The sequence below is a fragment of the Kaistella sp. SH40-3 genome, from assembly GCF_030686865.1.
In the GTDB taxonomy this organism is placed as follows: Bacteria; Bacteroidota; Bacteroidia; order Flavobacteriales; family Weeksellaceae; genus Kaistella.
The window spans coordinates 1-13000 of record NZ_JAQYUS010000008.1; the positions used below are offsets into that span (position 1 = coordinate 1).

The window sequence follows — 13000 nt, forward strand, 5'->3', positions numbered from 1 at the left end:
TCTGAAGACTATTTCGTAGCAGGCGCTTCGTTTTGAGGAGCAACTAAATCATTTTGCAAAGTTGCTGCTGGTGCTTCTGGCGCTTTTAAACCTGTAATTTTGTCAAGTACCGGAACCAATTCTGGATCTCCTAAGTTGTAGAAAAATTTGCTGGCCACTTTACCTTCTTTATCAATGATAATAAATGATGGAAGTTTGAAACCATAGATTCCTAAATCTTTAGCAATTTGAGAATTCATACCGCCTTCAGCATAAACATTTGTTCCAGGCATTCCTTGTAACATTGCTTTGCTGGTTTTAGAAAACTGATCTTTGGTGTCGTCTAAATTCACATAAATGAAATCCATTTTCGACTGGTAAAATTTGCTTACCTCTTTCAAGACAGGAATAGTAGCTTCTGAAATATACGGGTTCCAAGATGCGTAAAACATTACCATTGCAGGTTTTGCTTTATTGTCTGTCAGTTTATAAGCGCTACCATCTTCTTTTACTAATTTCGCAGAAGAGATCGCGTCGCCCATTTTAGGACCAGAAAGTACAAACTGAATACGCTCTAAATCTTTTTTAATATCAGCATCTTTAATTTTCTCTTTGATGATTTTATTGATTTTCTCAGCGTTTTCTGGAGTAGTTGAAGGGTTGATATCGCTGTTTGACATTACAAATGCTAACAGATAATCTTTCTCTAACTGAGACAGATCTTTTTTAGTATCTAAATATTGAGAAAACAGAACGGAAGAAGTTTCCTGACCTGTTTTGTTATTTGCCGATGCAAAAGCCTGGAAATCCTGACTTAATTTACCTAACAAATAATTTCTGTAGATCGGTTGATTTTTCAACATTCGTGCGCTTTCTTTCTTCAATTTATCTTCAGCATCGGTAAAGTTTTTAGAAACTTTGAAGTTTGGTTTTCCACTTACTTGTGCGTGATTCATTTCGTACTGACTCATCAATCCAAGAACACTTGCATTCATTTCATCTTTTTTCCACTGAATAACTTCGCTGTCTGGTGAAGTTTTTTTAGCGGCAGCATCGATTCTTTTTTCTAATTCTGATCTTACCTTTTCAAGTTCCTTTAGGAAAGCAGGTTCCTCTTTGGTAACCATTTCACCAACATTAATTTTGCTTGCGTAAGTTTGAATCTCCTCTAATGATTCTTGAAGAAAGTCATTGTTTTTCTTAGCATCACCGGTAACGGTAAATTTAGCTGGGAAAGCATCTGCTTGTCCAGAAATATTTATTTTTTGTCCACCCTTCAAATAAATCATTGCTTGTTTACCTGCGTAAGTCATGATGTACATTCCATCTTTTGGTGCATCGAACGATCCAGAGAAACTTCCTTTGCTATCAACTCCAATGTTGATTAAAGGTAATGTTGCCACTCCAGATGCCTCTATAAATTCTATTCTTTCTAATGGAGAACCACCGGCAAAATTACCAGAAACTTCTACTTTTTTCGAACATGACATTGCAACGAATGCAACCAATAACATCATAAAATACTTACTCATCTTTTATTGTTTTTTCTTTTTTGTAATTAACATTGATTTCAACTTACTGAATCGGGTTCCAAATCGGGGCAAAAATAAGGTTTTCACCGAGTTATTAAAAATATTTTGTTAAGATTTGTGAAAGTTTAACAAAGAAAAACTGCTTTCATTTCTGAAAGCAGTTTTTTATGATTGTCAATCTAATATTAACCTTGATCGATATTCGCTGAAATGTACTCTCTGTTCATTCTGGCGATTACAGAAAGCGTAATTCCTTTCGGACATTCAACTTCACAAGCACCGGTATTTGAACAGTTTCCAAATCCTTCTTCATCCATTGCAGACACCATATTAAGAACTCTTCGTTTGGCTTCTACTCTACCTTGCGGAAGTAATGCGAACTGAGAAACTTTAGCCCCAACAAATAACATTGCGGAACCATTTACACAAGTGGCTACACAGGCACCACAACCGATACAGGCAGCAGCATCCATCGCGTGGTCAGCGTCATCTTTTGGAACCGGGATTGCGTTTGCATCCAACGTGTTACCTGAGGTGTTTACGGAAATGAATCCACCCGCAGCCATTACTCTGTCGAAAGCACTTCTGTCAACCACTAAATCTTTAATGATTGGGAAAGCAGCACTTCTCCAAGGTTCAATATGAATGGTTTCACCGTCTTTGAACATTCTCATGTGCAACTGACAAGTGGTGATCCCAGTATCTGGTCCGTGAGGTCTTCCATTGATATACAATGAACACATTCCACAGATTCCTTCTCTACAGTCGTGGTCAAATGCGATTGGCTCTTGACCTTCGTTAATTAAGTTCTCGTTGAGCATATCCAACATTTCCAGGAAAGAAGAATCCGTAGAAACGCCGGAGATTTTGTAAGTCTCAAACTGTCCTTTTGTTTTATTGTTTTTCTGTCTCCAAATTTTAAGAGTCAGGTTTAATCCTTTTTGTGCACTCATTTTATTAACTTTTTTGGAGATTATTTATAACTTCTTGTTTTAACTTCGATATTTTCATAAATCAAATCTTCTTTATGCATCTTCTCTTGATTAATATCATCTCCCTGATATTCCCATACCGCAACATACTTGAAATTTTCATCATCTCTCTCTGCCTCACCTTCTGGTGTTGCATGATCCCAACGGAAGTGCCCACCACAAGATTCTTCTCTTGCCAAAGCATCTTTCGCCATCAATTGTCCTAACTCCAAGAAGTCTGCAACGCGGAAGGCTTTCTCCAATTCCATGTTCATTCCGTTTGCTTCACCCGGAACTTTTACATCTGCCCAGAATTCTTTTTTAACTTCTTCGATTTCTTGAATTGCTTCCTGTAAACCTTCAGGAGTTCTTCCCATTCCAACTTTGTTCCACATAATGTGACCCAGTTTTTTATGGAAATAATCAACACTGTGTTTACCATTATTGTTCAAAAAGAAATTTACTTTATCCTGAATTTCTTTTTCAGCGGCAGTAAACTCTGGAGTGTCCGTAGGAATGGTTCCGGTTCTAATATCCGCTGCCAGATAATCTGCAATCGTGTAAGGAAGAACGAAGTATCCATCTGCCAAACCTTGCATCAAAGCAGAAGCACCCAATCTGTTTGCACCGTGATCAGAGAAATTCGCTTCTCCAATTACGAAACATCCTGGAATGGTAGACTGTAAATTGTAATCAACCCAAACTCCACCCATGGTATAGTGAACCGCTGGATAAATCTTCATTGGAGTTACATAAGGATTGTCGGCGGTAATTTTTTCGTACATCACGAAAAGGTTTCCGTATTTTTCTTCAATCCACGCTTTTCCTAAGTCGTAAATCTGCTGATCGGTAGGATTATGAATATTTTTTTCGATAGCGGCTTCTTTACCTTTCTTCTGAATTTCAGTAGAGAAATCTAAGTAAACCCCTTCTTTGGTATCGTTATTTTCGATTCCGTAACCTGCGTCACATCTTTCTTTTGCTGCTCTTGACGCAACATCCCTTGGAACTAAGTTACCAAATGCTGGATATCTTCTTTCCAAATAGTAATCACGATTTTCCGGAGCAATGTTTTCAGGTTTCAATTTTCCTTCACGAATTGCCACTGCATCTTCGATATTTTTAGGAACCCAAATTCTTCCGGAGTTTCTTAAAGATTCTGACATCAAAGTCAGTTTCGACTGTGCCGTACCGTGAACAGGAATACAAGTTGGGTGAATCTGTACATAACAAGGATTTGCGAAATACGCTCCTTTTTTATGAATTTTCCAGGCGGCAGAAACGTTAGAACCCATTGCATTGGTAGAAAGGAAATAAACATTTCCATAACCTCCGGAAGCAATAACTACAGCGTGTGCAGAATGTCTTTCGATTTCTCCGGTAACTAAGTTTCTGGCGATAATTCCTCTCGCTTTTCCATCAACGATTACTAAATCAAGCATTTCGTGACGGTTGTGCATTTTGATTCTACCTTTACCGATTTGACGGCTCATTGCTGAATATGCTCCTAATAATAACTGTTGTCCTGTTTGTCCTTTTGCGTAAAAAGTTCTTTTAACCTGAACTCCACCAAACGAACGGTTGTCTAACTGGCCACCATATTCACGTCCGAAAGGAACACCCTGTGCAACACATTGATCGATGATACTCGCCGAAACTTCTGCAAGACGATAAACGTTTGCTTCTCTTGAACGGTAATCTCCACCTTTAATAGTATCGTAAAACAATCTATAAACCGAGTCACCATCACCTTGATAATTTTTAGCAGCATTAATACCACCTTGAGCAGCAATCGAGTGCGCTCTTCTAGGTGAATCCTGGTAACAAAACGCTTTTACATTATACCCTTGCTCTGCTAATGTTGCGGCGGCTGAACCACCTGCTAAACCGGTTCCTACAACAATGATATCGATTTTATCACGGTTGTTTGGCGAAACCAAGTTCATATGATCTTTATGATTTTTCCATTTGTCCGCTAAAGGACCAGCCGGAATTTTTGAATCTAATTTGCTCATTTTTAGAAATTTTAAATTTTAGATTTTAAATTTTAATGTCGATATAAAATTTAAAATTTATTGAGTTACGTAATGAAAAACGGCGATAAAAATAAAACCTGCAGGAATAAGGATTGAATACCAAGTTCCTAAAGTTTTAATCATTGGTGTATACTTCGGGTGTCTTGCTCCTACCGACTGGAAAGAAGATTGAAAACCATGTGCTAAGTGTAATCCTAAAAGAACAAAAGCAACTACGTAGAAAAGAACTCTTCCAATGTTACCGAACTGTGCATGAAGTTCTGGCCAAAACCTTGCTTCATCGCGTACATTTCCTACAACATACTTGTAGTCCATTTCATGCCACCAAAAATCATACATGTGCAATCCTAAAAATGCCAAAACAACCAGTCCTGAAATAATCATATTTCTCGACATCCAGGTTGAGTTTGCTGCTGAACCGTTGACTGCATACTTCACCGGTCTTGCATTTCTATTTCTGATTTCCAGAATAAAGCCCATTACAAAGTGGAAAATAACTGCGAAACCAAGAACAGGTTGCATTAAAAATTGAATTAGCGGGTTGTAACCCATGAACTCCGATGCCGAATTGAATGCATCTGGACTAATAACTGAGAGTAAATTCACCGAGAGGTGCATCACTAGGAAAATGAGCAAGAACATTGCAGATAATGCCATTGCGTACTTTCTACCAATAGTAGAACTAGTTAATCCTGCCATAATTAATGTTTAAATTTGAAATTCCCACAAAGTTAGAAAATTGTGAAGCGATACGCACGTGAGAAATGTCAGAATATTTTAGTTTGTAATCTTTCTAAATAAGAAGTTAAAATTTAGTTAAAATCACTTCCTGTTAAACTCATATTGCTTACCTCGAATTTCAATATTGGAAATATTTTTGGGTATTGCAGTAAGAGTAAAGTTCTTAGTTCTTCTCGACGTTAAATAAGGTCCTATAATATACTGTTGTATTTTTTCCTGATTAGAATTTTCGCCACAATAAAAATGAACTGCACTTCCCTCTTTCACCGAAATTATTTTTTCTTTAAAAAATTGATGAACCAAAACCTCATCTAATTTCTCCGCCCTATAATTTAACATGAATCGCAGCGAAACAAAAATCAGAACAAAATAGGTGACTTTGGCTACATTTTTAATGGTAATTTTTTTAATCGCAAATCTTAGAAAATAAAAGAGCAAATATAAAAGCAGCACTTCTAATAAAGTTAACGGAATCATCTTCTGCATAAACGAATCAGCGTCGGCAAAGAAGTGAATTACCTTTAAAGTAAAACTGATAAGTTCGTCATAAAGAACATTTAGCCAACTGAAATTAAGATTCAACGAAATTAAAATCACTATTAATAATGAAAATACAATCACGATTTCAGCAAAGGGAATTATCACCAAATTCGCAAGAATCGAAACCGCGGAATACTGATGGAAATAATAAATTACCAAAGGAATCGTCCCGAGTTGTGCAGATAAACTGATGGATAAAACATTCACCATGAAATTTTGAAACTTATTTTTCGGCTGTGGTAAATATTTTAAAATGGGTTGATTAAACCAATATATTCCGAAAACAGCCGCAAAACTTAATTGAAATCCGACCTCAAAAAGTTGATTTGAATTTAAAAACAAAATAATAAATCCTGCCAAAGCCATAGAGTGCAGTAAGTCGGTTTTCCGTTGCAATAAAATAAAAGTGTAATAGGCGGAAATCATGATACAACTTCTGACAACCGAATTTCCGAAATCAATAAAAACGGCAAAAGACCAAATCAAGAGGAGCGCGAGAACAATCTTATATCTTCGATATTTCGGTGGAAAAACAAAATTTAAAATCAGCAAAATCACGCCGAAAATAATCGCCATGTGCGTTCCTGAAATGGCCAGAATATGCATCATTCCGGAATCTCGGAAATCACGAACGGTTTCCTGATCCATTTCAGTGCGGTCGGCAAGAATAATTCCTTTGGCAAATTCACGGGTACGCTTTTGCAAATTTGTATGATCGATTTTTGCCAAAGTTTCTAAACGCCGTTGTTTCACTTTTTCACTGAAAACCAGATCTTCCCGTTTTGCAAACTGTAACGAATTTGGCAAGTAACTTTGAAAGTAAATTCCTTTTCTGGAAAGGTATTTCCCGTAATCAAACTGAAAGTCGCTGTACGGCTTTTCAATCTGATTAACGTAAACTTCTCCTTTATAATAATGAAGATAATTCAGTTCCTTTTCAGTTTTCGGAAAAGACAAAACGCTTTTGAAATACGCTTTATCTTTCCACGCATCGATTTCATATCGGCGGTTTTTATCGTTGGAATTAAGTTTTTTTGTAATTTTAAAAGTAATCGTTTCCTTACCTTTCAATAGAGGAAGTTCTGGTTTTTGAGAATGTAGAGAATGAATGAAAACTCCAATAACAAAGGCCAAAAAACCAAATAGTACAGGACGAAATTTATAGAAATAAAAACTTTTAACAACGGTAATGAACAGCGATAAGAAACCACCAGTCAGTAAAATATAAATTGTACAATCGGACAGAAAAAGATAATCCTGAAAGAAAATTCCAAGGACGAAACAGACGAACAGAATAAGTAAAGGTTGTTTATGCAATTTCTTTTACCGTAAAATTATCAACTTCCGCTGATAAAATCACGGGTAAAATCACCCATTTATGATGAGATCTGCGGCTTCATCACTTGCTCCTTTTCCACCTAACTTTTTTCGCAGTTGTTCGAAATTGGCAAGCATGCGTTCTCTTTTGTCGCCTTCGATAATTGCTCTTAATTCGGTTACTAAATTTTTCGTATTTAACTCACGTTGAATAAGTTCTGTCACAATTTCCTTGTCCATAATTAAATTGACCAAAGAAATATATTTAATGTTTTTAACAACACGTTTTCCAATTTCGTAAGAAATCGTGCTGCTTCGGTAACAAACCACTTCGGGAATATTTAGAAGTGCCGTTTCTAAAGTTGCCGTTCCAGAAGTGACCAGAGCTGCTTTTGAACATCTCAATAAATCATACGTTTTGTTGGAAACGAAATGCACATTGTCATCAACATATTTTTGATAAAATTCCTTTGGCAAACTCGGCGCACCGGCAATTACAAACTGATACTCTTTAAACTGCTGACGAACAGAAAGCATTAATTCTAACATCTTGGCAACTTCCTGCTCCCGAGAACCAGGCAAAAGTGCGATGATTTCTTTTTCATTTAAATTGTTTTCTTTCTTAAACTGATCAATATTGATTTCGGGCAAATCGGAAATCGCATCTAATAAAGGATGTCCCACGAAATGAGCATTTACATTATGCTTTTTATAAAAGTCTTTTTCAAAAGGAAGAATCACCAGCATCTCATCTACGAACTTTCTGATTTTCTCTACACGACCTTCTTTCCAGGCCCAGAGTTGCGGTGAAATATAATAGATAACTTTAATTCCTAAACCTTTAGCGAACTCAGCAATCCGTAAATTGAAACCAGGATAATCAACCAGAATTAAAACATCGGGTTGATAACTTTTAATATCTTCTTTACAGAATTTAATGTTTTTCAGAATCGTTCTCAGGTTTTTAGCAACTTCTAAAAATCCCATAAATGCTAACTCCTTGTAATGTTTCACTGGTTCAAATCCTGCCACAGCCGTCATTAAATCTCCGCCCCAAAAACGAAATTCCGCTTCAGAATCTTTTTTGAGAAGTGATTTCATTAAATTAGAAGCGTGCAGATCTCCCGATGCTTCGCCAGCGATGATGTAATATTTCAATTGATATTTTAGATTTTAGATTTAGATTTTAGATTTTTCAACCCTCAATTTAAATCGATTATTTACCTTAATTTTGTTCAAAGATAAAATAAAAAAATGTCTGATTTAGAAATAAAAAATAAAATAGCCGAAAGCGGATTGGTCAATTTCGATCTGTCACAACTGGTACCAAAAGGTAAGAGAATCGGCATCGATTTGAAAGACTATCTCTTTCAGGAATTGATTTTGAAGGAAAAAGATTTCCGGGAAAAAATAGCCAATCTAAATGTGGAAGATTACAGAGATGATTACGTTTACATTTATAATTCAGCCGATGCCATTGTTCCACTTTGGGCATACTTTCTCCTTACCGCAAAATTAACCGAAACGGCCAAAAAAATTGTTTTCGGAAATCGGGAAGATTTAGAAGTTCTGTTGATGCATAATGCAGTTCAAACTTATGACTTCACCGAGATGATCGGAAAAAGAGTTTTGGTAAAGGGATGCAGCGATGAATCGATTCCAGAAAACGCTTATATCGAATTGGTGCAACAGTTAAAGCCGCTCGTTAAATCGCTGATGTTTGGTGAAGCATGTTCAAACGTTCCTATTTTCAAAAACTAAAATTTAACAACAATTTAAGTGTTTGAGAAAATAGTAGGAATAATTTTTGATAACTTTAATCGTCAAAATTACTAATTTTAAAAACAAACAAATATGAGTTTAATTGACCTTATCACAGGGAACGCAGGAAATCAAGTGGCTGCAGATGCTGAAAACAAATTCGGAATAAGTAAAAACCAGGTAATCGCTTTACTAGCAGTTGCTGCACCATTAGTCATTTCTTATTTAAGAAAAAAATCACAGGAAGATCCTAAGGAAGCAGATGCTTTGAATAGTGCCCTGGATAAAGATCACGATGGAAGTATTTTAAATGACCCCTCACAAGCAGCAGCGAGACAACAGGAAGGCGGATCGATTCTGGACCATATTTTCGGAGGTCAAAAAGCAGATGTTGAAAATCAACTTTCTCAAAATACTGGAATTTCAATGGATAAAATCGGACCGATTTTAGCGATGTTAGCCCCTGTAATTATGGGATTCATCGGCAAAGAAAAACAAGCCAGCGGTGTAACTTCAGGGGGTGGTTTAGGAGATTTACTGGGTGGTATCTTAGGCACTGCAACTAACCAGGTTCAGCAACAGCAAGCACAGGGAGGTTCAAATCCTTTAACAGATATTTTAGGAAGTGTTCTTGGCGGAGCGACGCAAAATTCAGGAGGAGGACTCGGAGATATTCTGGGTAGCGTTCTCGGCGGTGGCGGTCAGCAACAAACTCAAGGAGGTTTAGGGGGACTTTTAGGAAATCTTTTTGGCGGAAAATAATCATACAAAAATACAATCATAAAAAAACCGAAGATTATTCTTCGGTTTTTTTAGTTTTGGTTTCCTTTGGCTTTTCTTCTTTTAGGTCTTCCTTATTCTCTGCTTTAGGTTTTGCAGCAACTTTAGGTTTTTCATCTACTTCAGCGTTTTCAGATTTTTCAGTAGGATAACCGACGTCTTTTCTTACTTTTTCTTTAGGCGCTTTTTTATCGTTCTCATCTAAAGCTTTTACCGGGATATGACTTACTGAACTAACTTTTCTTGGTCTTTTCTTACCATAACTGCCTGCAATAATTTTTCCTTTTTTTGACTTTTGATCTCCTTTTCCCATAATAATTTTATTTTTTTGGATGTTGATATACACAAAGTTAAATAATATATAAGCAATGGACTTCTTAAAAATTCATAAATTTTTAGTCTTTACATTTTCTAACGTTTACAAAATATCATAATAATTTAGAGCATATTGGATGGGCTTTTTGTTGTATATTTTTTCGTATTTCATTTTCGATAGAAATATGAACACTCATCAACTTATATTAAATGGATAGAATTCATAAAGCAAGGAAGCGTTTAACAAAAAAATATAATTAATAAATTTTAACAATTAATTATCGTAAAATAATAATTAATTATCATGAAAATCGTAGGAAAAAATTCACTCTCGCGTTACATTAGTTTCTTTCTTTATCTTGCTTATATTATTTTTCTTTTCCATTTGCTTTATTTTATAATTGGAGTGTCAATTTGCTATCTCAATTATAATCAGGATGTTAATATATTCCCAGAAATTTTCAGCGTTGAAAAAAAACTGTACCATGAAAATTATTTAGCAAATATGTTTGCAATAAAGTTTCCTTTTAGTGAACAGAATTTTTTTAATGGAGAACTGAAGTGGCGTACAATAATTACCGCCAGTCTGGGATTCGCATTTCTTACCTATTTTTTCTACAGCAGTTTTAGAATATTTAAGAATTTAAGTTCTGAAATTATTTTCACTGAAAGCACGATTAAATGGTTGCAAAGATTTGCATACATTAATGTTATATCGGGAATTCTTTTTATAATATTTTGGTATTTCGTGTGGCATTTAATTAATCCCACTGAATTGATATTTTATAGTCTATTTCTATTCCTGTTAGGTGGTACTTTCCTTTATCTTGCAGCGTTTTTCAAGAAAGGGCATGAATTACAAACCGAAAACGATTTAACAATTTAAATTATGCCTATCATCATCAACATCGACGTTATGCTTGCAAAACGCAAGATGCAAAGTCAGGAATTGGCAGAGAAAATTGGAATTACACAAGCCAATCTTTCTATTCTAAAAACCGGAAAAGCAAAGGCCTTAAAATTATCGACTCTAGATGCAATTTGTAAAGCCTTAGATTGTCAGCCAGGAGATTTAATAGAATATAAACCTTAGCAATCTCATTTGAAAATTATAGAATTTAACCTGATCTTGAGTATTGACTGGTTTCGTTTAAAAGACAACGCTTTTATTTCACCTCTTCCAACCAAAAATATTATCTTTGCACCTGGAATTTTAGACCAAATCTATCTTTCAATTTTAACTTCTAATATCTGAAAATTATGTTTCGTACGCACACCAACGGAGAATTAAATATCCAAAATCTAGATCAAAACGTAACCCTCTCCGGCTGGGTTCAAACCATTCGTGACAAAGGATTTATGATGTGGATCGATTTACGCGACCGTTATGGAATTACGCAATTGGTATTTGATGCAGACCGTTCATCAGCGGAACTATTAGAAAATGCTCACAAACTTGGAAGAGAATTCGTGATTCAAATCGAAGGAAAGGTTATTGAAAGAGTGAGTAAGAATCCAAAAATTCCGACTGGAGAAATCGAAATTCTTGTTGAAAAACTGACAATTTTAAACCAATCAGAAGTTCCACCATTTACCATTGAAGACCAAACTGATGGCGGTGAAGAACTTCGTATGAAATACAGATATTTAGATATTCGACGTAATCCGGTAAAAGACAAATTGATTTTCCGTCACAAAATGGCGCAGAAAGTCCGCAATTATTTATCCGCACAAGATTTTATCGAAGTAGAAACTCCGGTTCTTATTAAATCGACTCCGGAAGGAGCGCGTGATTTCGTAGTTCCAAGCCGTATGAATCCGGGACAGTTTTACGCGTTGCCACAGTCGCCACAAACTTTCAAACAATTATTGATGATTGGTGGAATGGACCGTTATTTTCAGATTGTAAAATGTTTCCGTGATGAAGATTTAAGAGCAGACAGACAACCGGAATTTACACAGATCGATTGCGAAATGGCATTCGTAGAACAGGAAGATGTTCTGCAAATCTTCGAAGGAATGACCGCAACTTTATTGAAAGGTATTGCCGGAAAAGAATTTGGAAAATTCCCAAGAATGACTTTCGCCGACGCGATGCAAAAATACGGAAACGACAAACCGGACATCAGATTCGGGATGGAATTCGTGGAAGTAAACGAATTGGTCAAAGGAAAAGATTTCAAAATTTTCGACGATGCAGATTTGATTGTCGGAATCAACGTTGAAGGTTGTGCGGAATATACCAGAAAACAAATCGACGAATTGATCGATTGGGTAAAACGTCCACAAATTGGCGCCAATGGAATGATTTGGATTAAATTCCAAAATGACGGAACAGTTACTTCTTCCGTAAATAAATTTTACAATGAAGAAGACTTAAAGAAAATCACAGAAAAATTCGGCGCAAAAGCAGGTGATTTAATTTTCCTAATGTCCGGAAACGAAAATAAAGTAAGAGCCCAACTTTCCGCCTTAAGAATGGAATTGGGGAACAGATTAGGATTAAGAAATCCGAAAGAATTTGCGCCACTTTGGGTCATTGATTTCCCGTTATTAGAATGGGACGAAGAAACAAACCGTTATCACGCAATGCACCATCCATTCACTTCACCAAAACCAGAAGACGTTCATTTATTAAAAACCGATCCAGGAAAAGCAAGAGCTAATGCGTATGATTTAATCCTGAACGGAAATGAAATCGGTGGCGGTTCCGTAAGAATTTTTGATAAAGATTTACAGGCAAAAATGTTTAATTTATTAGGTTTCACCAAAGAGGATGCAGAAGCACAGTTTGGATTTTTGATGAATGCTTTTCAATATGGAGCACCGCCACACGCTGGTTTAGCCTTAGGTTTTGACCGTTTGGTTGCGATTCTTGATGGTAACGAAGTGATCAGAGATTATATCGCTTTCCCAAAAAACAATTCCGGAAGAGACGTGATGATCGATGCGCCAAGTCCGATTGCTGATGAGCAGTTGACTGAGTTGGCTTTGAAAGTTGAACTGAAAGATTAGTTTGAATTAAAAT

The 13000-nt window shown here is 36.0% G+C and carries 12 protein-coding genes; 5 read left to right on the forward strand and 7 right to left on the reverse strand.

Features of this window, described 5'->3' with window-relative positions; all coding sequences use genetic code 11:
- Positions 1-8: 8 nt before the first annotated feature.
- From PUH65_RS12285 to lpxB, 6 genes are all read right to left on the reverse strand, one after another.
- A complete protein-coding gene (locus tag PUH65_RS12285; protein WP_305520441.1) occupies positions 9-1511 on the reverse strand; it encodes a TlpA disulfide reductase family protein in 1503 nt (500 codons plus the stop codon).
- A 185-nt stretch (positions 1512-1696) separates the two neighbouring features.
- The gene (locus tag PUH65_RS12290; protein ID WP_305520442.1) at positions 1697-2464 is read right to left on the reverse strand and encodes a succinate dehydrogenase/fumarate reductase iron-sulfur subunit; all 768 of its coding nucleotides are present in this window, start codon (positions 2462-2464) and stop codon (positions 1697-1699) included.
- A 20-nt stretch (positions 2465-2484) separates the two neighbouring features.
- Complete coding sequence (locus tag PUH65_RS12295) at positions 2485-4497, reverse strand: fumarate reductase/succinate dehydrogenase flavoprotein subunit (RefSeq protein WP_305520443.1); 2013 nt, start codon at positions 4495-4497, stop codon at positions 2485-2487.
- A 57-nt stretch (positions 4498-4554) separates the two neighbouring features.
- Entirely contained in the window at positions 4555-5217 is a 663-nt protein-coding gene (locus PUH65_RS12300) for a succinate dehydrogenase cytochrome b subunit (protein WP_305520444.1), read from the reverse strand.
- A 123-nt stretch (positions 5218-5340) separates the two neighbouring features.
- Entirely contained in the window at positions 5341-7116 is a 1776-nt protein-coding gene (locus PUH65_RS12305) for a ComEC/Rec2 family competence protein (RefSeq protein ID WP_305520445.1), read from the reverse strand.
- Between the two features lie 51 nt (positions 7117-7167).
- Entirely contained in the window at positions 7168-8274 is a 1107-nt protein-coding gene (gene lpxB, locus PUH65_RS12310; protein WP_305520446.1) for a lipid-A-disaccharide synthase, read from the reverse strand.
- A gap of 96 nt (positions 8275-8370) precedes the next feature.
- On the opposite strand from lpxB, the gene PUH65_RS12315 reads away from it, so the two are divergent.
- Together PUH65_RS12315 and PUH65_RS12320 are read left to right on the forward strand one after the other, a co-directional pair.
- Positions 8371-8877 carry a DUF2480 family protein gene (locus tag PUH65_RS12315; RefSeq protein ID WP_305520447.1) on the forward strand — a complete coding sequence of 169 codons (507 nt, stop codon included), beginning with the start codon at positions 8371-8373 and terminating at the stop codon, positions 8875-8877.
- 93 nt (positions 8878-8970) lie between these two features.
- On the forward strand, positions 8971-9639 hold the full coding sequence (locus PUH65_RS12320) for a DUF937 domain-containing protein (protein ID WP_305520448.1): 669 nt from the start codon (positions 8971-8973) through the stop codon (positions 9637-9639).
- A gap of 34 nt (positions 9640-9673) precedes the next feature.
- Here PUH65_RS12320 and PUH65_RS14935 read toward each other — a convergent pair whose 3' ends face one another.
- Entirely contained in the window at positions 9674-9970 is a 297-nt protein-coding gene (locus PUH65_RS14935) for a 30S ribosomal protein THX (RefSeq protein ID WP_370692043.1), read from the reverse strand.
- 507 nt (positions 9971-10477) lie between these two features.
- Between PUH65_RS14935 and PUH65_RS14940 the strand changes: the two genes are divergently transcribed.
- The 3 genes from PUH65_RS14940 to aspS all read left to right on the forward strand — a co-directional run bounded on the left by PUH65_RS14940 (position 10478) and on the right by aspS (position 12987).
- Entirely contained in the window at positions 10478-10858 is a 381-nt protein-coding gene (locus tag PUH65_RS14940; RefSeq protein WP_370692044.1) for a DUF2975 domain-containing protein, read from the forward strand.
- Positions 10859-10861: 3 nt separating this feature from the next.
- Positions 10862-11065 (forward strand): helix-turn-helix transcriptional regulator, encoded by a 204-nt coding sequence (locus PUH65_RS12330; RefSeq protein WP_305520449.1) that lies wholly within the window; start codon positions 10862-10864, stop codon positions 11063-11065.
- A 167-nt stretch (positions 11066-11232) separates the two neighbouring features.
- Positions 11233-12987 (forward strand): aspartate--tRNA ligase, encoded by a 1755-nt coding sequence (aspS, locus tag PUH65_RS12335; protein WP_305520450.1) that lies wholly within the window; start codon positions 11233-11235, stop codon positions 12985-12987.
- Positions 12988-13000: the final 13 nt, after the last annotated feature.

Bases quoted from the DNA above. Each gene is read 5' to 3' on its own strand.
- PUH65_RS12295 (WP_305520443.1), bottom strand. From the start codon at position 4,497: ATGAGCAAATTAGATTCAAAAATTCCGGCTGGTCCTTTAGCGGACAAA.
- PUH65_RS14940 (WP_370692044.1), top strand. From the start codon at position 10,478: ATGTTTGCAATAAAGTTTCCTTTTAGTGAACAGAATTTTTTTAATGGA.
- PUH65_RS12330 (WP_305520449.1), top strand. From the start codon at position 10,862: ATGCCTATCATCATCAACATCGACGTTATGCTTGCAAAACGCAAGATG.
- PUH65_RS12320 (WP_305520448.1), top strand. From the start codon at position 8,971: ATGAGTTTAATTGACCTTATCACAGGGAACGCAGGAAATCAAGTGGCT.
- PUH65_RS14935 (WP_370692043.1), bottom strand. From the start codon at position 9,970: ATGGGAAAAGGAGATCAAAAGTCAAAAAAAGGAAAAATTATTGCAGGC.
- PUH65_RS12290 (WP_305520442.1), bottom strand. From the start codon at position 2,464: ATGAGTGCACAAAAAGGATTAAACCTGACTCTTAAAATTTGGAGACAG.
- PUH65_RS12300 (WP_305520444.1), bottom strand. From the start codon at position 5,217: ATGGCAGGATTAACTAGTTCTACTATTGGTAGAAAGTACGCAATGGCA.
- aspS (WP_305520450.1), top strand. From the start codon at position 11,233: ATGTTTCGTACGCACACCAACGGAGAATTAAATATCCAAAATCTAGAT.
- PUH65_RS12285 (WP_305520441.1), bottom strand. From the start codon at position 1,511: ATGAGTAAGTATTTTATGATGTTATTGGTTGCATTCGTTGCAATGTCA.
- PUH65_RS12315 (WP_305520447.1), top strand. From the start codon at position 8,371: ATGTCTGATTTAGAAATAAAAAATAAAATAGCCGAAAGCGGATTGGTC.